The sequence below is a fragment of the Clostridium neuense genome (genome assembly GCF_045310695.1).
GTDB classification, from domain to species: Bacteria; Bacillota; Clostridia; order Clostridiales; family Clostridiaceae; genus Clostridium_S; species Clostridium_S neuense.
Genome location: NZ_JBJIAA010000011.1, coordinates 154101 through 179677 on the forward strand (window position 1 = coordinate 154101; position 25577 = coordinate 179677).

A 25577-nucleotide genomic window follows, 5' to 3' on the forward strand; every position below is an offset into this window, starting at 1 on the left:
AACTATCACCTCTCATCATTAGCAAGCCAAGCCTTTATTATGTCCACTACCTGATCAGGTTTGGTTGTTGCATACTTTTTAATTTCATTCTCAACATGAGTATTTTCATTTTCTCTTTCAAAATTAATAGGAGCAAATTTCTGCTTGTTTTCTTGAATAGTACCATCGTCAACAACAACATCAATATTTTGAGTATCATCATCATCTTCTTCTTCAGCTTCAAGAAGTTTAGCAGCTCTTCTTTTCTTAATTAAACGAACTCCAAGCACTATAAGTGCAGCAAGTACAACTGCTGAAACTATTCCTATAGCAATATACATTTTTTGATTTTTAGCAGCTTGTTCTTCTGCCTTCATATCATCTAAAGCCTTTTGAGCAGCTTTTTGAGCAGTCTTATCAAAGGACATACCTTCAACGCTTATAGAATCTCCTCTTTTTGTATCATAGCCAACAGCATTTCCAACAACATTAGATATTTTATCCTGAGTAGCAGCATCTATATTTCCATCTACTAAAACAGATATTGTAAGCCTTTTAACATCCCCTGGTGATTTTACAGTTTTATTTTTTTCGCTGCTAACATCATAATTTACTGTAGAATCAGTACTCGTAGATGTATTATTTCCACCATTAGTAATTGTATTTGAAGTATTATTATTTGTTGGACTTCCAGAACTAGCGCTTGTACCATTACTTGAAGAATTAGTATCATGTCTACTTACAACTACTGGATTTTTAGTATCCTTCTGATCTGTAGGATTATTATAATATGTTTCTGAATCAGTTTCAGAAGCATCAAAATTAAGTTCAGCATTTACTTTTACCTTTACTTTACCTTTACCATATGCAGCTTCAAGCACATCAAGTGCTTTTTTCTCATAATCTGACTCTAGCTGCTGCTGTACTTTATTTCTATCCTCAGCTGTCGATGAACTATCACTATTATCTCCAGTTTTAAATAAATCTTTACTTAAAAGATTCATTTTATCATCAATAACTTGAATATTTTCTTTTGGCAAATTACTAACACTTCCAGATACAAGGCTGACTATTGCCATTACTTGACTTTTGCTTAAAGATGACGAACCTGGCTTCATTTTAATAGTTACAGAAGCTGTTGCCTTCGTTGAATCTTTAACGAAAACAGAATCTTTTGGCATAACAAGAGTAACCCTTGCATTATCAACACCATCTAAACTTTTTATTGTTTTTTCCAATTCACCCTGAAGTGCTCTTTGATATTCAACATTAAACTCAGCATCTGTGGTTCCAAACTTTCCACTAGAGCCATCAAAAAGCTCAAAACCTTTACTTCCATTTGTTAAACTAGAAGCTAACTGCAGTCTTAAATTATCAACTTTACTTGCAGGAACAGAGATAGTATTAGTACTAGAATCTTCTTTATGCGCTACCTTCAATGCATCTAATTTAGCTATAACAGTAGTAGCATCATTTGAATCTAATTTTGAAAATAGAACAGCATACTTAGTCGTAGTTTTTGTTAAAATTAACAGTGCTAATGCAATTAAAATTCCTATAGTCAAAATTATAGACGCTATTTTTTTTCTTTTACTTAATGCCTTCCATTTACTAGGCAAACCCTTAAAAAAATTTAACAGTTTATTCATCACCAGCACTCCCAACTATAACTGCATTTTGCTAAGCTCCTGATATGCATCGACTAATTTATTTCTCACTTGGATAGCCAAATCTAGTGATAACTTAGCCTCTTCAGTTGAAAGCATTACTTGGTGAACATCAACATCATCACCTTCAACAAACTGTTTTGAAATTTCTTGAGCACTGACCTGTTTATCATTAACTGCAGACAACTTGTTCTCAAGTATTTGCCCAAAATCAACTTTATCATTGTCACTATTATTTTCACTATCATTTGAATTAACTTGATTATTTCGCCCAATTTGAAATGCAGTTTTTACATTGTCTGGTATAAATTCATCTACTCTCATAAATTATTTCTCCTTATTTACCAATTTCTAAAGCTTTTGTAAACATACCCTTTTCATCATTTATAGCAGTTACATTAGCCTCATAAGCCCTTGTAGAAGCCATCATATCTGCCATTTCTGTTAATATATTAACATTTGGCATTTTTACATATCCATTTGCATCTGCGTCTGGATTGCCAGGATCATATTTTTCTTCAAATGGAGATTGATCCTCTGATATTTCAGTAGGTCTAACACCTAATAATTTTTTTTCATACTTACCTGTTTCAGAATTAAGTACATTATCAAAATTCTCTTGAAAAACAGCAATCTTTCTTCTATATGGTCCACCATTTTCAGTTCTGGTTGTAGAAATATTTGCTATATTTGATGATATTGTATCCATCCTTAGTCTTTCTGCTGAAAGACCACTTGAACTTATATTAAATGAATCAAACGCACTCATAATTCAATTGCCTCCCATTTTGATTAATTATTTACTATTAATAACACTATTAGTCATATTAATTCTTCTGCTAATTTCACTTGTAAGTGCATAATACTTTAAAGTATTTTTAGCTTCATTCGTCATTTCAGTATCAATATCAACATTATTCCCATCCTCATTCATACTGCTGGAGTTATCTGTTTTCACTTGTATATCTCCATATTCTGCACCATCGTTTATATGTCTTGGATCAGTTCTTACCATCTCAAGATTATCCCCAGCTTCTTTCAAATTATCCTCAAAAGTAACATAAGATCTCTTATATCCTGCTGTATTCAAATTTGAAATATTATTTGATATTACATTTTGTCTTTCAGACGATGCATCAAGGCCTTTTTTTAAAAGCTCATATGTAAGTTGACTTTGTGACATACTATTTACATCCATTTACTCAATACCTCCTTATATTAATATTTATTTGACCATTAACCATTTAATATATTTGACAAAAAAATCAAAAATCCTTCTTAAAAGCAGCAAAATGTTTATTCCGCGTTATTATTTGCTAAAATATAACATAAACTACTATATATATATCGTATTATATTATATTAAATTTAGCACTTTTTTCAAACATTACCGAACTACAGCTATACTAATTCATATTCCAAATTCTTAATCCACTTTTCCGTTCTGATTAAACCACTTTCGAGCGAATACTTCGGTTTCCATCCCATGATTCTTTTTGCCTTTGAACAATCACATTTTAATTTTAATATTTCACTTTGTGGATGGATATGTTTAATATGATTGATAGGAACCTTATTTTTTGATACAAGCTTTGAAAGTTCATTTATAGAAATATCTCTTCCTGTCCCAGCGTTTATTATTTCACCATTTACATCACTATTATATCCGGCCTGTACAACAAAGTCAGCACAGTCCTCTACATATAAAAAATCCCTTGTTTGCTCTCCTGTACCATATATATTTATAGGTTCACCCAAAATTGAATTTTTTATAAATATAGCTATTACGCCGCCCTCTCCTCCTGTCTTTTGAAAAGGTCCATATGTATTAAAAGGCCTTATAACAACCGTTGGTAATTTATATGTATTGTAGTACGAAAGCACCATATTTTCTGCTGCTATTTTGCTGCCTCCATATGGAGATATGGGTTTAACTGGATGTATCTCACTTATTCCAGCATCATCACATATATCATAAACCATGCATGTACTCATAAATACAACCTTACACGGACAAGTTTCTTCATCACTACCTAATATCCAACTTGCTCCATTCATTCTTCCTTTTTTTCCAAACATCTGTTTTTTAGCTCTTTCAAGTATGTTAAAAGTTCCCACAGTATCATTAAGGAAAGTCTTTTCTGGATTATCTATACTATCTTGTACATTTATTGATGCAGCAAGATGATATATTATGTCATATTTTTCTTTAAACAAGCCATCCAAATCTTCCTTGTTATTTATATTTCCTTTAACAAACTTAACCTCAGCAAATTCTTGTATATTATCAATTCTTCCATTTGAAAGATTATCAAATACAGTTACAGTATGACCATCATATACAAGTTTTTTAACAACCCATCTTCCAATAAATCCAGCACCGCCTGTAACCAGTATATTCAAAGTAAAATCCCCCCTTAATTAACAAAAAATTTTCAGTTTGATTTTTGATCTAATTGAAAGTTTCTAAGTAATTTATATTTTAAAATATCCGCAGCCTCTACAAATTGATGATTTTCAAGGTGATTATTTATTTTTTTTAACAAATAAGAAATTTTGTTTGAATCTAAATTTACGTTCAACCTATTTTCAATGGAATAGTCAGCAATTTCATTTATTTCATCTATAACACTTTTTAAAAGGTTGGCTGCTTCATCAAACTCTGAAATTATGAACATTTCCCATGAAACATTTAGTCCAAAAGCAATATTTTTAACTTTTTTTCGTAAATAATTACTCTCCACTCAAAAATCCACCTCTTCCCGCATATTATTCAACATTATGTGACATTTATCTAACACATACAAATATACATTAAGCTTTCTTTCAAGATAAGATTTTGGAGCCAAGAACTCTATATTTTCTACAGAAAATTTTAACACTTCAGTGTAAAAACTTATTTTATTAAGTTGCTCCTCAAAATTTTTTATATATATTCTTTTTACGCCTACTTCGTAATCACTTTGAATTAAATTCACCATATTTTCACATATTCTTATAATAATATTTAATGTTTCTTTTAGTTCTTTAAAAAAATCGTTTATAAATCCATTATTTATATTCTCACATATGGCATAATTATGCAAGTATCTTATTTCATTGCTAAAATTCTTCTTAGGCAAATTTGAAAGCTTTTCATCATAATAATCATCAAAATTTATATTTTCTGCACCTCTTATGTTTAATCCATCCTCAGAACTATTAAAAAACTTTGTATTTGGATTTAACGCTACTACTCTTTCCATAACATCTTTCATTGAAATAAATGCTTGCTTAGTATAAACATCTTCACCTTTATTATTTTTAACTTTTATAAAATCAGCTGAATTTTTCAACTGATCATCACTTATTTCAGAGTGAAAAATTGCTCCTTCAGCATAATTCTTATTTCTACTATAACATAAATCTTGCCCTAAAAAAATAATAGGATTACAGCCTAATTTAGCTAAATTTTCCGCCATAACATTAGCAATAGAGGTTCCACTAAATTTACTATAAGTATCCCATTTAAAACATTTACTTACATATGAATCCATATTAGTCTGATTCATAAGAAATTTATGTTTTCCTGTATACTCTAGTACTTTATTATCAACCTGGAGTGAATAAAATAAATTCACATCCTTATTTAGCACAAGCTTCTCAAAAAGCTTACCTTCTGATTCATTACCATCCATTGCTCCCGCTATATGCGCCTTTATCCCATTAGATTCCAAAACCGTTATTCCAGTTCCAACTGAAGCTATTAAAACATTATCCTTAATTTCTTTTAACTTTTTTATGTGATAAGACATGGAAGGTCCCGCAGCACAAATTACTGCAGGTACACCTTCAAATTCTTCATTCAAAACTTTGACAGGACAAGTATCCTTTATATAAAATATATTTTTTATATAATTTCTATACCAAGTTTTATCACTTGAATTAATTGAATTAATATTAAAAATATATCTACTTAATTTTCTCCTTAATCCTTCCATTATTTTTTTATAAAGAGAATAATATATAGCTTTATATGCAGGCAAAATTACAAATTTTATTTTAAGGCTCTTTAATTCCTTTATTGCATTTTCAAATATACCCATTATTCGTCCTAAATCTTTTCCTACGTAAAGTCCTATATCATAAGGACTATTAATCATAAACCCAATATCGACATTTTCGAGCATTACTTTAAATATATCTTCATCAGGTTCAATAATTATGTAGATTCTTTCCTTGTCCTTTTCTATCATCTTTTTCAGTTCGTAACATAAGCCAAGACCAAAAATGAATATGATATCAGCATCTTCGCTAAAAGCATTATTACTTATGTATTCCGCCATCTCCATCGGATCTACCCTACTATAAATTCTATATTTTTTCCCTTTATGCTTTTTTACTATATTAAGCTTTCCACTTAAACTCCTTTCAAGATAAGCACTTTTATTATTTGAATTTATTATTTCATTATACAAAACTTCATCTATAGCTTCCAAAAGCTTTAAATTTTTATTGTAGATTTCCCTCACAATATAACCTCCATAGTTTTATCTATTTACAGAAGCCAATTTTCCTTTAAAATTCTCCTGATTTCTTCTTTGCCAATTGGCTTAATACTATTTGAATTATAGCTTCCTATCTCAGCATTCTTAAATTCACTGTAATAACCTTCTACATTTCCACAATAAGTTGGCAAAACTGCATACATATTTCCAAGATCAAATGCAAATTCTGACTCTTCTTTAGTCATAAGTTCTTCATATTTTCTTTCTCCTGCTCTCAAGCCTATAATTTCAATGTCTATTTCTTCTTTTTCTATATTTAACTTCTTAGCAGTTTCTTCAATTATAACCTGTGCAAGATCATAAAGCCTTATAACAGGCATTTTTAGTACAAAAACCTCTCCGCCAATAGCCTTTTCTCCTGCACTCATAATAAGCGTAACAGCCTCATTCAAGGTCATCATAAATCTTGTCATTTGCGGATCAGTTACTGTTATTTTTTTATTTTCTTTAATTTGCTTTTTAAAAAGTGGTATTACGGACCCTCTAGAACCCATGACATTTCCAAACCTAACAACAACAAACCTAGTTTTAACAGCCCCTTTACTGTAATTTGCCGCTTGTACAAGTTTTTCCGCTAAAAGTTTCGTAGCTCCATATGAATTGGAAGGATTTATTGCCTTATCCGTGCTAGTAAATACTACATTTTCTACATTATGATATATCGCAGCTTTAATTACATTTTCCATACCTATTATGTTTGTTTTTATAGCTTCATCCGGATTATATTCACAAGCAGGCACATGTTTCATTGCAGCAAGGTTAAAAATCACATCTACATCATTAGCTGCCCTTTCAACTCTTTCATAATCCCTAACATCTCCAATTAGGAATCTAAATTTACTTTTATCTTTTATTTCATTTTGCATTACGAACTGCTTGTATTCATCTCTACTTAAAATTCTTATAACTTTAGGATTTTGTTTTACAAGCTCTTTTATAAGACCTTTTCCTATAGTTCCTGTACCTCCTATTACTAGGATTTTTTTATCAGTATAGTATGCCAAAATTCTATCACCTCATTCTTAGGATTAAAAACATTAAAATATTTTCAAGAATATCTTACTAAACTTTCCCTTAATTCTCTCCAGGTAAATTTAACATCTTCAAAATTTATATTGTCCTTTTTACTATTCAACAAACTCAAATTATAATTTGCATCCATATAGTTAGGAAAATATAATAATGCCCTATCTAAAAATTTTATACCATCTTTAAAATTTTTTTTGAGTATATATAAAGCTCCAATATTATTTAAAGCTGCCCCATTATGTTCTTTTAATTCTATGGTTTTAAAAAAATTATCTAATGCTAAATCTATCTGCCTATTTTTTATGTAATATAATCCTAATAAAAAATATATATTATAATACTCATAATTTCCACTAAGTTCCTCTAACCGTTTAAAGCCTTCATCGTAATTTCCAAGCCTAAACATCATAGAAACAAAATCACACACATTAATATACTTAGGAAGCTTTCTTTTATTAATAGCATTTTCTATAAAATCAATATTATACTGTTTTAAAATTGTACTTTCACCTATTTGCATATTTTTTAAATTAGAAGACAAACTATTATTTCTCCTTCTAACTTTAATTAGCGGTTTATCGATATAACAAAAACCCCCTATTTGAGCTACTCTAAGCCATAAGTCCCAGTCTTCAGCATAAGTTAATTTTTCATTAAACTTGCATGCTTTATAAAAGGCTTCTTTTTTTAAAATAACACCACTAGTTGATATATAATTTCTTAAAAATTCATATCCTAAAATTTCTTGAGGCTCAGCTTGGATCCCTCTCATCTCTTCACTTATTATATTGCCACCTTCATCTATTTGAATATAACTACAATATGACATCATATATTCATCATTAAATTCATAATTTAACTTATTAAGCTTTTTCTGAGACTCTTCAATTAAATTCGGCAGTGCTAAATCATCTGAATCTAAAAACATAATATAATCACCATTCGACTGACTGACAGCATAATTTCTACAAAATGAAACCCCCATGTTAGCCTTAAAATCAAATATTTTTACTCTATTATTTTTTTTGCTCAATTTATATAAAATTTTTAGCGTACCATCCAAACTATTGTCATTAACTAATATTATTTCAATTGGCAAAATGCTTTGCTGCAATACACTCTCAACCGTTTCCTCAATAAACTTCTCACAATTATAACATGGTATTATAACTGAAATTTTCATTTTATCATTCCTTAAACTATAATTCTAATAAATATTTTACATAATTATTTACAGAGCACTGCTCTGTTATTATTTCTTTGTTAATAGATCCATATATATCCAAGAAATTTCTATTCTCATATAAATATGAAATTATTTTTTCTGCTGATTCTATATCTCCTTTATTTATAATAAATCCATTCATTTTGTTTTTTATAAATAGTTCTACTCCACTAACATCCGTAACAATCGGGACCAATCCATTTCCCATAGCTTCTAACATAGAAAGACTTGTGCCTTCATAATCTGAAAGATTTAAATATACATCAAGTTTGCTCCAAAAATTATTCATCTTATCATAGGGAATTAATCCATATAGCTTAATTTTATCTTTTAAATTTTCATTTATAATAAATTTATTGATTACATCATAATATGGTCCACTACCTGCTATATGAATTTCATACTTTACTTTTGTAGATTCCAATTTTCCAATTAGCTTTACTAAATAATCACATCTTTTTTGTTCTTTAACTAGCCTACCAGCAAATCCAACTTTAATAGGTTCTCCTGCACAAGTATAATTTTTTCTTGCACCACTAAATTCTATAGGAGACACTCTGCTAACTATATCGTTTTTTCTCTCAGGTAAGTATTTTATTAAATTTTTCTCTATTTCCTTACTTACACATAAAAACTTACTAATTATTTTGCTGTACATAATATTCTGATAATATACTATAGGTATATCCCCATGTAAAATTGATATTATTTTTATAGAATCAGGATATATGTTTTTCAATATATATGATATTTGTAAAATTTCGAAAGAATCATTATTTATAATTGTACACGGTAAGTATTTTACAATCTCATTACATGCCCGCACTAAATTACAAATATAATCACTTTCCTCAAAATTCAAATCTATAATTTCATTATTAGCATAAACTCCTTTAATTTCTGAGACTATACCTGGCTTTAAATTAACTAAATGCGAATTTTTATTAAAACTTTTTAATCCTTCATTTACTGTAATTGACCATTTTTCTATACCTCCAAGTATAAGTCCTCGCGGTAATGTAATCAATATAGTTTCTGTCTGTTTTTTTTCATAATCTATGCTTTTTAATCTTTTACTAATGCTTAACATATTGTCTTCCAAAACATATTTAATTAACTTATTTATTTCAATATAATTTTTTTCTTTTACTAGATTGTAACTATCCAGTTGATTAGATATTTCATCATAAAACATACTTGCAATTACTATTAAATATTCATCTACATCAATCTTACTTAAAATACTGTGAGACTTGATTTTTATACCACACAAAAAAGTCTCAAATTTTCTATCATCATTATCCATAAAAAATACTATCTTAAAATTAAAACTTCTTAATATTTTGTATGCCCTTTCACCAGCTTTGGAAGCTCCAAAAATTATTATTTTTTTGCTACTATACACCATAGTAAGTATATCCTCTCTACTTTAACGTTTAAAACACTAAATAGTCAATCAAATTATTGTATTTCATGCCTTTCAAGTATTTTGCTATACTAAACCTTCCAGGTTCTGAGGCAACAATAACCTTAATATTTTTGCTGCTACTTATAACTTTGTATGGAGATTTTACTGTCATATTAAAAATCTCTGTATTCCACTTTTGTTCTGACCCATCAACAAATCCACTAATTTCAAATCCATCTTGTTTAAATATATTGTATAAATTTTTTCCCAATCCTCCAGCTCCCCATATGTATACCTTACGATTATCAGATTTAAATAAATTCTTAATTTCTTCTTTTTTTATTTCATAAAGTACTCTATATACTTCCAATGTATTAGTAGAGCATACAGATTTATCACTTACACGTATTTTACACAAAATCTCATTAATATTAGTTATTTTATACCCTCTTTTATTAAGTTCATAAAATAATTTATAATCTTCACCTATTCTAAAGTCACCATATCCAAATTTTTTTATAACTTCTGTTCTAGCCATTATAGAAGAGTTAATCAAGCAGCAGTACCAATATAGTTTTTCATGCATATCTTTTTCAGTCAATATGCTATTATTTTGTTTTTCTATATAGTTCTTGCAATACTTATATCTTTCATTGTCTTCGTTACTGCAAAAATACTCACTTAATGATCCAACAACATAAAAATCTATATTTTTATCCAAAAATTTTTTCTGTTTTTCAAATCTGTTTTTATAATATATATCATCAGAATCAGCTCTTGCAATATATTTTCCTTTAACCTTTTCAAGTCCATAATTTGATGCTTTACCTATACCTAGGTTTTCCGGAAGCTTATAATATTTTATTCTTGAATCTTTAAATTTCTTTATAATTGCTTCTGTATCATCAGTTGACCCATCATCAACAATTATAAATTCAAAATCACTAAAAGTTTGATTTAATATGCTTTCAATGGTTTCTGATATATACTTTTCTGAATTATATGTACACATTAATACAGATAGCTCAACATTATTCAAGCAAATCACTCCATAAAATTCTTATTTTATTTATTACGCTACTTACGTAATAATTCTTCAAATACTTTTACTAACTCTCCTGTTAAAATTACTCTATCATATATTTTAATTTTCCTATCATCAAACTCATTGTATTTTTTATTTTGTTTCCATAAATTATAGCAGTCTAATATATATTCTTTAACACCTTGTACATCATCATATTCAAAGTTCTTGCCACATTTTGTTTCATTTAATAAACCTTCAACTACACTGCCTCGTGGAGATAACGCTAATATATCCTTTTTCAATCTTAAATACTCAAATATTTTTCCAGGATATACTCTTTTAACTTTTTCATCATTTCCAACAACTAACAAAAGCAAATCTGCCTTACTTGCGTTAATTAAACTTTCTATATGGGGAATGTAAGATTTTATTTTTATTAAGTTATATATGTCCAGTTCTTCAATTTTAACTTGAATTTCATTTTGCATTTTTCCAACAAACTCTATATGTAATTCTTCTTTTTTTATTTTACACTCTTGTATCAATTCATTAACAGCTCTAATAAATGAATATGGCGCTCTCTTTAAATAAAAAGTTCCATTTGAAATCACAGTAAATTTATAATTACGTTCTATTTTATTTATCATAAAATAGAAATCTTCTTCATCAAATCCATTAGTAATATTAGTAATCTTGCTTTTACATATATTAAAATTCTTAATATAATTTTCTACCGCCATTGGTGTAACTGCAACTATCTTGTCAGCAGTATTAACTATATTCTTTTCTAGTTCTCTTTCAAGCTTAAATTTCATATCGCTTTCATTCATATCCAAATATGGATTATATGTCCATTCATCTCTAAAATCTGCCACCCAAGGTATATTGCTATATTTTTTCTTTAGGTAATAACCAGCTATATGTACAGAGCATGGTGCAGATGTTGTATATATTATATCAATATCATTAAAATCAATAATACTTTCTATTCTCTGCATTACAGAATTTACCCATGATATACAAGCATCTGGTGTTAGTACTTCTTTCCTATTTACATTTTTAATGTAGTTTACAAATTTACTCATCAATCCATTATCATCTACTAAACCGTATAATAAATTTATAATTTGCTGAATCTGTTTCTTACTTAACCTTTCAGAATTAAAATATTCATCATCAATTCTAATTATTTGTGTATCTTTAGGTATCTCATCTAATAGTGTCTTATCCTCACCATCTTGAAAAAAATTCTTTCCACAAGTAACTACTATAGGTTTCCAACCATATTTATTTAAATATTTTACAAATTTTAAAGTCCTTTGAACTCCCGAACCACCAATAGGTGGAAATATATATGCAAATATTAGTACTTTCTTTTCCTTACTCATATTGTCTTTTATAGAACTACTATTTTCACCATATATAAGGCTAAAATTATTTTGGTATTTTTTTTTAAATTCTTTATCTATTATAATACTTTTATAATTATTTAAATCACACATTTTCTCTATACAATAAGTCTTTTTATATGTTGTATCACTTGGATCAATGTAAAAGAAAATATAAATATCATTAACACCATATTTTTTTAATTGCATTGATATTTCTCCATAATACATACTTGCAATTATAATTTTAAAATTTGAATAATTAGACAATTCATTTGGATTAATAACTTCAATATTGCAGAACTTTGTTCCTACTTTATTTGAGTTATTATCACTAAAACAGCAAATTTTATATTTATCTTTAAGAACATTATAAGCGATTTCTCCTAAGCGTGATGCTCCAAATATTATTATTTTTTCTGTAAACATATATAATCTCCATTATCATAAAGCATAATTTAAATATTACTATTTCCTATGTAAAATTAAACATATTAATTAAAAATTCATTTTTCTAAAAAAGTTCTTTGTATTGTTTTTAATAAAATAGTAAATATATTTCAAAACATATATTATAGTAATAAGCATAAAATCAAGAAGCAACCTAGTACAATATATGATTTCACCAAAATATTTGTCTAAATTCAACAAATAAAAATTTATCTTTTTATAATAAGTTTCACCACAACAACTAAAAAATATATTTCTATTAGCATTTATCTTTGATATTATCATAAGTATGTCTTCAAAACCATTAAAATCTGCTGTAGATGACGGCAAATATATTTCATCAAAATAAATATTAACTATTCTTTCTAATAATTTTTTGTTATTTTTAAATTTTTTATAATTAAAAAAGCCATCATCGTTTTCTATACATTCTATAAAATTATATTTACCACTAAATGAAGCTAGTGAACTTTTTTGAATCAAGCAATATAATTTTTTCTTTTTCATTTTTACTTATTATATAATTTACTAGTTTATCAATCACATTCATGTTTGCAGACCTTATAATTAGTATATTTTTCAATTAAATACCTCCTATAAAAATTTATAGCAGTTTATTATATATGTCAATTAACTCTTTCTCAGAAATATCCCAGTTAAATTTTCTGCTTACAGCATCTATTCCATTGTCACTAAATCTTTTATATATATCATTATCATTTAATATCGTATAAACAGCCTCCCAAATTTCTTCTGGATTCAAAGGATTAACTAATATACCTACTTCACTTTTTCCGGTAAACTCCTCAATAGGTGGCAATTTGCTTCCTACAATTGGTAATCCATAAGCCATATATTCAAATTGCTTCATTGGAACATTTTTTTTATATTTAGGAATTGGTAAAAGTGTAACCATCCCTATTTTGCTTTTCTCTAAGTATTTAGTCACTTCTTTAAAATCTATCCTACCTAGTACTTCCACATTATTCTGTAAATTATTATCATTTATAAAAGCATTCATCTCACATTTTAAACTAGGTTCGGTTGGTCCTATAATTAAAAGTTTTATATTTTTCTTATACTTTCTTCCAATATTTACACATTGCAAAAGTTGCATTATTCCTCTTACTTTAGTTACTCCACCACAATAAATCATATCATAAACTTTTTCACTCCAATTAACTTTATCTATTGGCTTTATATCAGTAAAATTGTAAACTATATGAATATTCTTATTAGAACACTTTAACTTAAATCTATCATTTATAAATTTATCTGTTGTTATTATACAATCACACTTTCCTGCATTATAAACTTCCCATAAATCCATATAATAAGAATATACGTTTTTTTCAATACTTTTAAATCCACATGTTATATTATAATCTCTTATTGCATCAGGATAAAATTCTCTACTCTCATATATTATTTTAGAATTTGTATGCTTTTTAATTGCATTAACCATAAATAAAGAATATAATCCATTTAAATGATACACATTATATTTTTCACTTAAAGCAAACTCTAATATTGTTTTAAAAGTATTTTTAGTAAATGTATACTTACTATATATATCAGAAAACATCTTACATACATATGGTTGAATTTTATTTATAAACTTAAAATATTTTATGCCTTCATCTGTAACTCCTTGTTCTTCTACCCCATCTTCACTCATTACTATACAAGTTACATTATATCCTTTATTTCTTAAGGACATAGCTTCCTTCCAATACATCCTAGTATCATATAAATAGTTTTCAGTAGCTATAATGCATATTTTCACAATTTTCCTCCTTGAGGTTTTTTCAAAAATATTGACACTTATTTGCACCATATTCAAGATTTTTTTAGTTATCCTTAAAGTTTATTTTCCATATACAAACCTGCTGGAATTTTCTAAAATATCATTTATATAAAATTAAAATAGAAAGGATTTAAAAACCTTTCTATTTTAATTAATCTATTAAACTCTTACATCAATATTTTGTCCTAAATTAGGATCAGACGCTACTGGTGCTGCAGAATCTAAAAGAGCAACAGTGTTAGCGCCATTTGTATTAGAAGAATCTAATGCAAGTTTCATCACATCAATGCTTGCTGCAGTATTAACTCTATAATTACTACTAACTGCTGATAAAAGTGCTATATCCATAATAAAACACCTCCAATTATATGTATTATAGTTAATTATCGTCTTAATTAATTATGCCTTAATAATTAATTTATACCATATCCAAAATCTTTTCAACTATCCTCAAAGTTCCTTTTCCATCTACAAGCCTGCTAGATTTCTGTGAAATTTCTTTTCTCATACTGTAATTTTTATTCAATAGACTTATTTCCTCTAAAATTTTCTCCTTGTTTATATCATCGTGCCAGCCAAGGCTTTTTATAATTTTAAGTGAATTAAATTTATCTGAAACCTTACTTTGATTTTCCGCAACTACTATAGAAAGTGCTGGAATTCCAACTGCACATAATTCATATAATGTTGTCCCTGCTGTAGATATACACATATCACATTTTTCCATTACCGCTTTCATATCAGCATTGTAGTAAAAAAACATGTTATTAAAACTTTCATAGCTTCTTAATTTACTAACATAGTCTTCATTAAAAGCTGGGCCTATAGCAACATGAAATCTATATTTTGCATCCTTCACATAATAAAGTATTTTAAGCGTTAATAAAAAAGGATCTGCCCCACCACAAGTAATCATTATATCTTTGATTTTTCTTTTTATAAATTTGGGTTTCAAATTCATAAATTGATCCCTAAGTATAGTATACTGACAACCTAAAAGACATCTTGTTTCAGAAGTCAAATCGTAGCTTAAATCATCAGCATTTATATTTTGATTTATAAGCATATCAACATTTTTAAAAGAATATAATCCCATATCATCTATATATATAGTTTTATTAAATTTCTTCTTAGTTTTTAAAAAATATTCTTCATCTACATCATAACTATCCGTTAAAAGTATATCGCCCTTTAGCTTTATCAAATTGTCCAAGAAGTTATTTTCCTTTAAAATATTAACTTTAAAACCTAAAATTTGAACCTTATGTATACCTTCAGAATATTCGTTTCCCTCTCTACATACATATTCTACATCAAAATACTTTCTTAATTCTTTAGCAAGGGTAAGCGTTCGCATAATATGCCCCATGCCTATACTATTTCCACCATCAGCTCTAACTAAAATTCTCAATATTATCTCCCCTTAAACCTTCAATTATTCTACTAATCCCCAATCCAACGGAGTTCCCTTTTCTATATTAGTTCTTGCCTTCTTGCCAATAACATCATTAATATATTTTGTTTTAAGACCAAAGGCTGGTCGTATGCTCTTAACATTTTCATTTGTAAATTCCTCACCTTTTTTTATATCCTTTACCACAAACAAGGATCTTGAATGCTGTCTGCTATTTTTTTGTTTTTCTGTAAGCTCATAGGTTACAGTTCCAAGCGCCTTTTCAATTTCCCTTATACTTTTAACCATTGCTGCGAATTCGGAAGGTTCCATAGAAAAAGCAGAATCAGGCCCACCATCACTCCTGCTTAGTGTAAAATGCTTCTCTATAACTGATGCTCCAAGGGCTACTGCAGCCGCAGAAACAGAATATCCCATTGTATGATCTGAAAGTCCCACACTGCAATTAAAGGTATCTTTCATATTAGAAATCGTTTTAAGGTTAATATCTCCTAAAGGCGTCGGATATGAGCTGCTGCATTTTAACAAAATGACATTATCATTATTCATTCTTCTGCAAGCTTCAAGTGCTTCATAAATTTCTCCTATCTCAGCAATTCCAGTTGACATTATAACAGGCTTTCCTTTTGATGCAACATACTCAACAAAAGGTATGTCTGTAAGCTCAAAGGAAGCTATTTTATACGCTGGGACATCCATTTCCTCTAAAAAATCTACAGCACTATTATCAAAAGGCGATGAAAAACAAATTAATCCTTCATCCTCTGCTATCTTTTTTAGCTTTGGCTGCCAATCCCATGGAGTATAAGCCGTTTCATAAAGCTTATGTAATGTTGTCCCATCCCATATTGTACCTTGCTTTATTTGAAAATATTCATTGTCTGAATCCAGCGTTATTGTATCTGGAGTATATGTTTGAAGCTTTATAGCATCTGCTCCTGCCTTTTTAGCAGCCTTAATTATTTTCACTGCCCTGTCAAAGTTCTGATTATGATTTGCAGACATTTCAGCTATTATAAATGTTTTTTGATTGCAACCAACTTTTATACCATTTATATCTACAATTTTATTCATTTGAACCTCCTAAATATATTGCCTTGTCATATCTAATCATCGTAATTTCCTTAAAATTTTTAAGTGGTTTTATGTCTTCTCCCTTATTCATTTTGTTAAAATATAATCCATAGTCACCACCAGCCTTAAAAGTTAGAGGAACTCCTCCCCCAAATCGAGGATTTATTTCTATAAAATACACATCGCCCTTTTCGTCCATTATACACTGCACAGTCAAAGGTCCAATAAGCTTTTCGCCTTTATCTATTCTTTTAAGCTTTTCACAAAGTTCACTTACTTTTGCTACTATTTTTTTATTTTTAACAGTTCTAGTTTTAGAAACCTCGCCTGCTCTAACTTCTAACCTTTCTCTTGGAACTTTAAAAACAACATTGCCCTTTAAATCGCAAAGCACATCTACTGTAAATTCTGTACCTTCTATGAACTCCTGTACTATTGGCCTTTCTATATATTCTAAAAAAAAGTTAAGCTCTTTTGAATTTCTTATCTTAAATACGCCTTGACTTCCCATACCATTAAAAGGCTTTATTATAAGTGGAAATTTCACATCATAAGGTATACTGCTTTTTAAATATGTATTGGGACACTGTATATTATTTTTTTTAAAGAATTCATACGTTTTCCATTTATCATTACAAACCTCAATGATGCTTTTGTCACTTAAAATTAATTTTGTTCCATTGTCCTCAAAATATTTTCTATAGTCACAAAGCATCAAAAATTCTTTTTCATAAAGAGGAACAAGAAAATCTATTTTTTCCTTTTTACATATGCTTAAAATTTGATTTATATAGCCTTCTTCTTGAAATTTCTTTACTTTATAAAATTTATCTACAAAATAAACTGCAGGTGCCATTTCTGAAATATCAGTTCCAATAACTTTGCAGCTATTTTTAAGCCAATTAATAAGCTGTACTCTCTTTCCTATAGCAGTTAAAAGTATATTCATGCTATCTCCTCATTTCGCTTAAACCTCTTTTTGCTTCACCTCAGAATTAATTGAAGCAATTTCCTTATTATTATCTAAAAATTTAATTACAGCTTTTGATGATACAAACTCATCTTTAAAATTATTATATATTTTACTAATTAGTTTAAAATCATCTTCGGTATCTACACATAATCTGTAATTTTTTTTATAAAACTCATTTCCCTTAACATAGCCTATTTTAAACTTTTCTGGATGCTTATACATATAGAGTGTTACATGTTCCTTATACATATTTGTCTCTTCTTCAGAAAAGCCTTTGCAATTTTCATGAACGTCACAGTAAACCTCATTAAGTGCAACTTTAGAAAACACTTCAACATCAAAACCCCTTATAAAAGTTTCTGGAACATCAAGCCTTATATAGTCATAATTATTACATATAAAACTTGTTACTACGTTGTCTACTATAACAGCATCAATCAAAGGGCAGTCGCCTGTAATCCTTATTATTATACCATATTCATCTTTATTATATATTTCTGCTGCTTCTTTGTACCTTTCAAGCACATCACCTTCAGAACCTCTAAAAACCTTATATCCATACTGCTTGCATGTGTTAACGAGTTCCTCTTCTTTTTCAGATATTGATGTAGCTAAGATTATATCATCTATATATTTTGATTTTTTCAATCTATCTAGTACATTAACAATCATGGGTTTCCCAAGAATAGGTTTTAGAACCTTACCAGGCAATCTTTCAGAGCCCATTCTTGCCTGAACAATACACGTAACTTTTATAATAATCACCTCTAAATATTTTTTATTATATTTATCAATTCGTTTAGGTTGTTTATTGTAAAATCAGCTTCATAACCTTTCTCTTCCTTTAATTTCATGTTGTCACCACATTCTCTTATAATTCTTACAGTATAAAACCCAACCTTTCTTGCTCCGATAAAATCTTTAGCTGGATTATCACCTATGTATACAGCTTCATGCGGTTTACAATTAAAATATTCCAACATTTTTTTATATGAATATTCATGTGGTTTCCAATACTCTCTACCAAAATCATCTGTTACAATTATTTTGTCAAAGTAGTTCTCTATATCTAAAGATTTTATTTTGTTCCACTGAACTGATGACTTTCCGTCAGTTATTATTCCCAAATTATAATTATACTGCAACTTTTTTAAGACTTCATAACTATCATCATACAATTTAAGTTTACCTTCTGCACTTCTATATATTTCAACTAAATTCATTATTTCTTCATTGAAGCTATATTCTTCACATAACCTATCAAAAATTGTCCCCCTACCATATTTATTTAAAAGTTCTCTCATTTTCTTATATAATTCATCAATATGAATTGCATATTTATTGGATAAGTATTTTGCTACTTCTTTAAATCCATTTTTCACAAATTCAAACTCATTGTACAATGTATCATCCAAGTCAAATACAATTAATCTTATCATTTATATGCTTTCTCCTAGTAAAAAAAGTGAAAAAATAGTTGTTTTAACACTATTCCTTCACTTAGATTCTTAAAATCTTTATTCATTTTACCACAAGTAATTTAAATTATCTAACATTTTGCAATATCTGTAATACCTGTTGTGGAAATTTATTTGTCTGAGCCATCATTGCTGTTCCTGCCTGAACTATAATGCTATTTTTAGAGTACTCAATCATCTCAGAAGCTATATCTACGTCCATTATTTGGCTATCACCAGCTTCAGTTTCACTACTTATATCCGATACATTTGAAATAGTTGAATTTAACCTATTTTGCAAAGCACCATATGTACCTCTTGCTTTATCAACAGTATCCAATGCCGAATCTACCAGATTCATAGCTTTTTTACATCCATCTTGCGTAGTAACATCTACACTAGTCAAGGGAGTTCCATCTTTATCCTTAATGCTAGCTGCCTGAAAATCAAAGGTTGGTATATCAATATTTTCTCCTACATTGCCCCCAACCATACATTTAAAACTTCCGCTTGGATTAGTTAACAAGTTTACATCATTCATATTAGTACTTTTAGCTAAATGATCAACTTCATTTATGAGATTACTCACTTCTAATTGAGAAGCATCTCTATCTTCAACATTATATGTTCCATTAGAATTTTGAACTGCTAAATCTTTAATTCTTTGAAGTATTGAAGTAATTCCATCCAAAGCACTATCTACAGTTTGAATGAGACTTACAGCATCCTGAGAATTTGAATTAGCTCTCTGAAGACTCCTAATCTGCATATTAAAATTTTCATTCCTTGCCAATGCATAAGGATCATCTCCTGCATCATTAACCCTTAATCCAGATGATATATGTGCCATTGCTTTTGTTTGCGCAGCAAGGGCAGACTTATACTTTGTAAAAATATTAAAAGATGCCATGTTGTGGCCTACTATCATTTTAATCAACTCCAAAAAAATAATTATTATTTAAATTATCGTATATACCTCACTTCACTTTAGCTTTGAACCTTAAAATTAAGTTTAACCTTGATATTCATTATTAAAGACTCAAAGCTTTCACAGCAAATCTAAATCTTTTTTAGCATTACAATTGCTTTTCTAGTATCATAGCAATTTAATAAAAAAGCCTCTTTTACAATATCGTGTTTTGCTTGCTCCACAAAAAAAATATTTTGTCCATAATCCAAAATATACTGTTTAATTTCCATGTCTATTAGTTTCAATGAATTTGCATCGATTTTAGGATTTTGAGTTACATATGTCTTAAATGTATCAAACCATATTTCCATAACTACATACTCAATAACAGGTCTTAAAATGTTGTAGAGTCTTTCTTTTTTCATATTATTTAAATATTCTCTGCAAAAGGTATTATTTATATCAAAATAACTCGATTTATTTTTTTTATTAGAAAATGACTCTGAATTATTACGATAATAATATAGTGTTTTATCTACTATTCCAACTTTCTGTATTCTACAATATAATCTATTTAAAAAATCAACATCTTCAAGCTTCATTTTAGGAACAAACTTAATTTGAGAAGCAATAATAGTGCTTCTTTTATATAATTTGGTAACCAAAAAGCCGCATGTTATAAACATTCTAACTCTATTATCAAAGGATACCTCTCCTTCCATACTTTTATTCCAAAGCATCATGTTCCTATTTTTACGTTCACTGAAATATCCACATTCCACCATATCATAATCAGCTTCCACTGCTTTCTTGTACATACACTCATACATTTCTGGTTTAACATAATCATCACTATCAGCAAATGATATGTATTCTCCTGATGCATATTCAAGACCAATATTTCTTGCTCCTCCAGGGCCCTCATTTTTATCTAATTTAATAATAATTACTCTATCTGAATTTTCTCTTTCAAACTTATATAGTATTTCTAAGCTATTATCAGTAGAACAATCATCAACAAAAATCAACTCTATTTCTTTTAAGGTTTGTGCAGCTAATGAAGCTACCATTTCTTCTAAATACTTCTCTGCATTATAAACTGGAACAATTACAGATACTTTACACTTCAAATTTATCTCTCTCCTTAAAGCCAAACTATAAATATTTACTTACGCAGGCATAGAAAATCTTAAAATTAATAAAAAACAATTCTCAGCTTAAGAATTGTTTTTTATTAGCTTTAATTTTCATAAATACTAATTACTTATTATCAAGTATATCATGAATTTTATAGTTTATGTAGCAATTTTAATCTATTCAATGCTAATGAATAATTTTTGCATGCCTTATAATGCTTTACCGCTTCATCAGCAAAACCAAGACATTCGTATATTACACCAATATTATAATCAGCTAAATAAGAATTTGTACCTTCAATTTTGCATTCCGTACTAGTTTTACAGTGTTCAAATTTCATTACAGCTTCTTTAAAGTTTGCATTATTCATATAAATAAGTGCCATAACAAAATTAAAATCAGCAATGTTTTTATATGCAGCTTCATATTTTTCCAAGGCTAAAGCTTCCTTATACTTTTTTAAATTAATTAAAGTATATCCATAGCTTTCAATTAAATCTTCTGCATATTCATATTTTTCATTTACCCCAAGCTTCAATGCATTTTCAAAGTTCATCTCCGCCTTTTCATAATCCTTTGCCATAAAAAAAGTCTTACCTAACTGATAGTATAAGTAACTGTCTCTTGGATTTTCTAAAATAGCTTTTTGCAGCAATTCTTTATTTCTTGCAATTTTACCTTTGCTATTAACAACATCTTTCTCATATCCTATATGATTTACTATTATATCAACATCTGAAATTTTGTAATTCACTTCATTTATAGGAACTATTTGCTCATGTATCATACCATAGTACTTAAAATACTTCTTATTAAAAATTCTGCTTACTCTCTCCGTAAGCTGCTTTTTACCACCTGCATCTTCAAGAGTATTTATGATCTTTATTCTACCTAACTGCTTCCCATTTAAATTTATAAATTTATCTAAAGCTTCTTTGTTAAAAAAATCAACTGCTTCATCTGCATCTAATACTAAAATCCAATCATTTTTTGCTCTTTCTACAGAATAATTCCTTGCTGCTGCAAAATCATCACACCATTTAAATTTAAAGACTTTATCAGTATACTTTTTTGCAATTTCTATAGTTTTATCTGTAGAGCCTGTATCAACTATTACTATTTCATCTATTTTATTTTTAATATTCTTTAAGCAGTTTTCTAAATTCTGCTCTTCATTTCTTACTATCATACATAAAGATATCATACTTATCTCCACCTTTACATTTTAGTATTATGCAAAGAACTCATGTATGACATTTTGTATGTATTCAAGTTTTGCATCTGTCATTCCAGGATAAACTCCTAAGAAAAAAGTTCTTTCAAGTACTTGATCAGTATTTTTTATAGAACCTGATATTCTGTATTCTATATCTTTATAACCAGGCTGTTTTAATATATTACCTGCAAACAACATTCTAGTTTCTATTTTTCTATCCTCAAGAAAAGTAACAAAATCTTTTTTGCTAAAACCTGCATCTTCTCTTACTGTTATTGGTATGGCGAACCACGATGGATCTGCCTTTGGAAGAGATCTTGGTAAAATAAATTTATCTTCATAATTTTTAAAGCAATCATAAAGTACTTTAAAATTATGCTTTCTTCTTTCCGTAAACTTCGGAAGCTTTTTAAGCTGTTCTATTCCCATTGCACATTGTATATCCAGAGGCTTTAAATTATATCCTATATTATTATATACATACTTGTGATCATAGCCTTCAGGAAGACCTTCAAATTTAAAATCAAATCTGTGACCACAAGCACCCTTAGGATTTGCTTCTCCTGTTTGACAGAAGCATGCTCTTCCCCAATCTCTTATGGATAAAGCAGCTCTATATAATTCTGTTGAATTTGTACATACAGTCCCACCTTCGCCCATAGTCATATGATGTGCAGCATAAAAGCTATAGGTAGAAAAATCTCCAAAGGTTCCACAGAGTTTTCCATCATACTTTGAATCTAAGGCATCACAAGTATCCTCAACAACATATAAGTTATGTCTTGTAGCAATAGCCATTATTTTGTCCATTTCTGCTGGATTTCCTAAGGTATGTGCAAAAACAATAGCTCTAGTTTTTTCAGTTATAGCTTCTTCTATTTTAGAAGCATCTATATTATATGTATCTTCTTCTATATCTACAAATACTGGTATTAATCTATTTTGTATTATAGGATTCAGTGTCGTTGGAAAGGTCATCGCAGTAGTAATAACTTCATCTCCAGGTTTCATAGGATTTTTTATTGATTTAGAGCATAGTGCAGAAATTGCAGCCAAATTTGATGATGATCCCGAATTAGTTACGAGACAATGCCTTACTCCTAAATAAGCAGCAAAATCTTCGCAGAACTGCTTTCCTTTGCTTCCTAAAGTAAGCCAAAAATCAAGTGCAGTATCAACCACAGCTACCATTTCTTTTTCATCAAACACACGCCCTGCATAGTTTACTTTTGTTTCTCCTGGGATAAACTTCTCTTTTTGTTTTCTAACTTTGTATAACTCCTTAACCCTATCTAATATCTCTTGTCTTAATTTTTCTTCTTCCATAAATATACATCCTCACATTCTAAGCAAAAGCTTTCTGTTTCTTGATATACTCCTCTATTTGCTCTATGCAAAATTCATACATATTGCTATTATCGTAATTTTTATACCAAGAAACAGTCATATCTATAGTTTCTTCAAAATTTAAAGCCTGCTGCCAACCTAAAAACTCTTTTGCTTTACTACAGTCAAGCATAAGCAAATTTGCTTCGTGAGGCTTTTCCTCATTTGAAACATCCTTCCACTGTCCTTTTCCATAGCTTTCTATAATTTGATTAACTACATCCTTTACTTCAATATTCAGGCTTTCATTTGGTCCAAAATTCCAGGCTCCAGAATACTTCAGCGGTTCATTATACAATTTTGCTGCAAGTAATATATAGCCACTTAAAGGTTCTAATACAAACTGCCATGGTCTTATAGAATGTGGACTTCTAATATTTATATTATCACATTTTTCAATTGCCCTTATGCAATCTGGAACTATTCTATCTTGCGCCCAGTCTCCCCCGCCTATAACATTACCTGCTCTAACTGAAGCTATAGCCTTACCATGTTTTGAGTAATCCTTTAAATTAAAAAAAGAATTTCTATAAGAAGATATTAATAACTCTGCACAACCCTTACTTGAACTATAAGGATCATATCCACCCATTGGATCGGTTTCTTTATATCCTATAGATTGTTCTTTGTTTTCATAACACTTATCTGTAGTAACCATTATTCCAACTTTTGTGCTATTACATTTTTTTATTGCTTCAAGGACATTAAGGGTTCCCATCACATTTGTTTCATAGGTTTCCTTTGGGTTTTCATAGGACCTTCTCACAATTGGCTGCGCAGCAAGATGAAACACAAATTCTGGCTTATATGTATTAAAGGTTTCTTCAAGCTTTTCTGAATCTCTAATGTCTCCTCTTATATCAACAATTTTATTTCTTAAACTACACATATTAAAATTATCATATTTTGTATATGGAGCTAATGAATAGCCTATTACATTCGCACCTAGTTCTTTTAACCAAATTGAAAGCCAGGAACCTTTAAAACCCGTATGACCGGTTATTAATACAGGTTTATTTAAGAATATATTTTCTAAATTCGACATCATTAAGTACACGACCTTATTTCACAATTTTTTAATTTACACTATAGAAACAAGAAATTATTCACTTAAATACCAAAACCTAATACAGTCTATATCTAAATAATATAGTTATATAACTCTGTATTTTCATCTAATCTTATTATCGTATCAATATCCAAATTATTAGATACTTTTTGTATTTCATTTTCTATTTCATATAAATTATAACTTAAATAAGAATTAATTTCAGTATTACTTTTTATTAACTCTTTAAAATTATTCCTTAATCAACATTTAATTTGCATTTAAAAGCTCTTTCAAAAATTTTAACTACTTCTTTTAAATTATATATTTAACTTGGCAAAGCCATAAAAATTTTTTCAGTATGTGAAGGCATTTTATATACATATTGTGCTGCAAGTAAAAAAGCTTTTAAAGTATCCTCTATATATAAAAAAG

The 25577-nt window shown here is 28.6% G+C and carries 25 protein-coding genes; all 25 read right to left on the reverse strand.

The annotated features are described in order from the left end of the window. Positions 1–5: 5 nt before the first annotated feature. The gene (gene fliF / locus ACJDT4_RS14485; RefSeq protein WP_406788286.1) at positions 6–1628 is read right to left on the reverse strand and encodes a flagellar basal-body MS-ring/collar protein FliF; all 1623 of its coding nucleotides are present in this window, start codon (positions 1626–1628) and stop codon (positions 6–8) included. A gap of 15 nt (positions 1629–1643) precedes the next feature. Beyond that, on the reverse strand, positions 1644–1970 hold the full coding sequence (gene fliE, locus ACJDT4_RS14490) for a flagellar hook-basal body complex protein FliE (RefSeq protein ID WP_406788287.1): 327 nt from the start codon (positions 1968–1970) through the stop codon (positions 1644–1646). Positions 1971–1983: 13 nt separating this feature from the next. Continuing rightward, positions 1984–2415 carry a flagellar basal body rod protein FlgC gene (gene flgC / locus ACJDT4_RS14495; protein WP_406788288.1) on the reverse strand — a complete coding sequence of 144 codons (432 nt, stop codon included), beginning with the start codon at positions 2413–2415 and terminating at the stop codon, positions 1984–1986. A 27-nt stretch (positions 2416–2442) separates the two neighbouring features. Then, positions 2443–2844 (reverse strand): flagellar basal body rod protein FlgB, encoded by a 402-nt coding sequence (gene flgB / locus ACJDT4_RS14500; RefSeq protein WP_406788289.1) that lies wholly within the window; start codon positions 2842–2844, stop codon positions 2443–2445. Positions 2845–3047: 203 nt separating this feature from the next. Then, on the reverse strand, positions 3048–4049 hold the full coding sequence (locus ACJDT4_RS14505; protein WP_406788290.1) for a dTDP-glucose 4,6-dehydratase: 1002 nt from the start codon (positions 4047–4049) through the stop codon (positions 3048–3050). 32 nt (positions 4050–4081) lie between these two features. Continuing rightward, positions 4082–4390, reverse strand: coding sequence for a hypothetical protein (locus ACJDT4_RS14510; protein ID WP_406788291.1), 309 nt, complete (start codon positions 4388–4390; stop codon positions 4082–4084). Beyond that, complete coding sequence (locus ACJDT4_RS14515) at positions 4391–6157, reverse strand: motility associated factor glycosyltransferase family protein (RefSeq protein WP_406788292.1); 1767 nt, start codon at positions 6155–6157, stop codon at positions 4391–4393. It lies immediately after the preceding gene. Positions 6158–6183: 26 nt separating this feature from the next. Continuing rightward, positions 6184–7197 carry an SDR family NAD(P)-dependent oxidoreductase gene (locus tag ACJDT4_RS14520; protein ID WP_406788293.1) on the reverse strand — a complete coding sequence of 338 codons (1014 nt, stop codon included), beginning with the start codon at positions 7195–7197 and terminating at the stop codon, positions 6184–6186. A 44-nt stretch (positions 7198–7241) separates the two neighbouring features. Then, the gene (locus ACJDT4_RS14525; protein WP_406788294.1) at positions 7242–8405 is read right to left on the reverse strand and encodes a glycosyltransferase; all 1164 of its coding nucleotides are present in this window, start codon (positions 8403–8405) and stop codon (positions 7242–7244) included. Positions 8406–8421: 16 nt separating this feature from the next. Next, positions 8422–9855: a glycosyltransferase gene (locus tag ACJDT4_RS14530; RefSeq protein ID WP_406788295.1), complete on the reverse strand. Its 1434-nt coding sequence runs from the start codon at positions 9853–9855 to the stop codon at positions 8422–8424. 28 nt (positions 9856–9883) lie between these two features. Beyond that, on the reverse strand, positions 9884–10894 hold the full coding sequence (locus ACJDT4_RS14535; RefSeq protein WP_406788296.1) for a glycosyltransferase: 1011 nt from the start codon (positions 10892–10894) through the stop codon (positions 9884–9886). Between the two features lie 38 nt (positions 10895–10932). Further along, positions 10933–12699 (reverse strand): glycosyltransferase, encoded by a 1767-nt coding sequence (locus ACJDT4_RS14540; RefSeq protein ID WP_406788297.1) that lies wholly within the window; start codon positions 12697–12699, stop codon positions 10933–10935. Between the two features lie 69 nt (positions 12700–12768). After that, positions 12769–13227: a hypothetical protein gene (locus ACJDT4_RS14545; RefSeq protein ID WP_406788298.1), complete on the reverse strand. Its 459-nt coding sequence runs from the start codon at positions 13225–13227 to the stop codon at positions 12769–12771. A 97-nt stretch (positions 13228–13324) separates the two neighbouring features. Next, on the reverse strand, positions 13325–14506 hold the full coding sequence (locus tag ACJDT4_RS14550; protein ID WP_406788299.1) for a glycosyltransferase family 4 protein: 1182 nt from the start codon (positions 14504–14506) through the stop codon (positions 13325–13327). Positions 14507–14686: 180 nt separating this feature from the next. Then, the gene (locus tag ACJDT4_RS14555; RefSeq protein ID WP_406788300.1) at positions 14687–14875 is read right to left on the reverse strand and encodes a YjfB family protein; all 189 of its coding nucleotides are present in this window, start codon (positions 14873–14875) and stop codon (positions 14687–14689) included. 70 nt (positions 14876–14945) lie between these two features. Next, complete coding sequence (pseG, locus tag ACJDT4_RS14560; protein WP_406788301.1) at positions 14946–15938, reverse strand: UDP-2,4-diacetamido-2,4,6-trideoxy-beta-L-altropyranose hydrolase; 993 nt, start codon at positions 15936–15938, stop codon at positions 14946–14948. Between the two features lie 24 nt (positions 15939–15962). Next, a complete protein-coding gene (gene pseI / locus ACJDT4_RS14565) occupies positions 15963–17015 on the reverse strand; it encodes a pseudaminic acid synthase (protein ID WP_406788302.1) in 1053 nt (350 codons plus the stop codon). Further along, entirely contained in the window at positions 17008–17964 is a 957-nt protein-coding gene (locus ACJDT4_RS14570; protein ID WP_406788303.1) for an ATP-grasp domain-containing protein, read from the reverse strand. The genes pseI and ACJDT4_RS14570 overlap by 8 nt, the downstream gene beginning before the upstream one ends. Before the next feature lie 18 nt (positions 17965–17982). Continuing rightward, positions 17983–18744 (reverse strand): cytidylyltransferase domain-containing protein, encoded by a 762-nt coding sequence (locus tag ACJDT4_RS14575; RefSeq protein ID WP_406788331.1) that lies wholly within the window; start codon positions 18742–18744, stop codon positions 17983–17985. A gap of 11 nt (positions 18745–18755) precedes the next feature. After that, complete coding sequence (locus ACJDT4_RS14580; RefSeq protein ID WP_406788304.1) at positions 18756–19427, reverse strand: HAD family hydrolase; 672 nt, start codon at positions 19425–19427, stop codon at positions 18756–18758. A 106-nt stretch (positions 19428–19533) separates the two neighbouring features. Further along, the gene (locus ACJDT4_RS14585) at positions 19534–20373 is read right to left on the reverse strand and encodes a flagellin N-terminal helical domain-containing protein (RefSeq protein ID WP_406788305.1); all 840 of its coding nucleotides are present in this window, start codon (positions 20371–20373) and stop codon (positions 19534–19536) included. A gap of 131 nt (positions 20374–20504) precedes the next feature. After that, positions 20505–21485, reverse strand: a complete 981-nt coding sequence (locus ACJDT4_RS14590; RefSeq protein ID WP_406788306.1) for a glycosyltransferase family 2 protein — start codon at positions 21483–21485, stop codon at positions 20505–20507. A gap of 158 nt (positions 21486–21643) precedes the next feature. After that, positions 21644–22696: a glycosyltransferase gene (locus ACJDT4_RS14595; RefSeq protein WP_406788307.1), complete on the reverse strand. Its 1053-nt coding sequence runs from the start codon at positions 22694–22696 to the stop codon at positions 21644–21646. Between the two features lie 27 nt (positions 22697–22723). After that, on the reverse strand, positions 22724–24034 hold the full coding sequence (gene rfbH / locus ACJDT4_RS14600; protein WP_406788308.1) for a lipopolysaccharide biosynthesis protein RfbH: 1311 nt from the start codon (positions 24032–24034) through the stop codon (positions 22724–22726). 19 nt (positions 24035–24053) lie between these two features. Further along, positions 24054–25142 carry a CDP-glucose 4,6-dehydratase gene (gene rfbG / locus ACJDT4_RS14605; RefSeq protein WP_406788309.1) on the reverse strand — a complete coding sequence of 363 codons (1089 nt, stop codon included), beginning with the start codon at positions 25140–25142 and terminating at the stop codon, positions 24054–24056. Positions 25143–25577 lie beyond the last annotated feature (435 nt).

Coding starts and splice junctions, on each gene's coding strand:
- fliE (WP_406788287.1), bottom strand. CDS start 1,970: ATGAGAGTAGATGAATTTATACCAGACAATGTAAAAACTGCATTTCAA.
- pseI (WP_406788302.1), bottom strand. CDS start 17,015: ATGAATAAAATTGTAGATATAAATGGTATAAAAGTTGGTTGCAATCAA.
- ACJDT4_RS14580 (WP_406788304.1), bottom strand. CDS start 19,427: ATGATAAGATTAATTGTATTTGACTTGGATGATACATTGTACAATGAG.
- ACJDT4_RS14595 (WP_406788307.1), bottom strand. CDS start 22,696: ATGATATCTTTATGTATGATAGTAAGAAATGAAGAGCAGAATTTAGAA.
- ACJDT4_RS14555 (WP_406788300.1), bottom strand. CDS start 14,875: ATGGATATAGCACTTTTATCAGCAGTTAGTAGTAATTATAGAGTTAAT.
- ACJDT4_RS14570 (WP_406788303.1), bottom strand. CDS start 17,964: ATGAATATACTTTTAACTGCTATAGGAAAGAGAGTACAGCTTATTAAT.
- fliF (WP_406788286.1), bottom strand. CDS start 1,628: ATGAATAAACTGTTAAATTTTTTTAAGGGTTTGCCTAGTAAATGGAAG.
- rfbG (WP_406788309.1), bottom strand. CDS start 25,142: ATGATGTCGAATTTAGAAAATATATTCTTAAATAAACCTGTATTAATA.
- ACJDT4_RS14585 (WP_406788305.1), bottom strand. CDS start 20,373: ATGATAGTAGGCCACAACATGGCATCTTTTAATATTTTTACAAAGTAT.
- flgB (WP_406788289.1), bottom strand. CDS start 2,844: ATGGATGTAAATAGTATGTCACAAAGTCAACTTACATATGAGCTTTTA.
- flgC (WP_406788288.1), bottom strand. CDS start 2,415: ATGAGTGCGTTTGATTCATTTAATATAAGTTCAAGTGGTCTTTCAGCA.
- ACJDT4_RS14525 (WP_406788294.1), bottom strand. CDS start 8,405: ATGAAAATTTCAGTTATAATACCATGTTATAATTGTGAGAAGTTTATT.
- ACJDT4_RS14545 (WP_406788298.1), bottom strand. CDS start 13,227: ATGAAAAAGAAAAAATTATATTGCTTGATTCAAAAAAGTTCACTAGCT.
- rfbH (WP_406788308.1), bottom strand. CDS start 24,034: ATGGAAGAAGAAAAATTAAGACAAGAGATATTAGATAGGGTTAAGGAG.
- ACJDT4_RS14540 (WP_406788297.1), bottom strand. CDS start 12,699: ATGTTTACAGAAAAAATAATAATATTTGGAGCATCACGCTTAGGAGAA.
- ACJDT4_RS14530 (WP_406788295.1), bottom strand. CDS start 9,855: ATGGTGTATAGTAGCAAAAAAATAATAATTTTTGGAGCTTCCAAAGCT.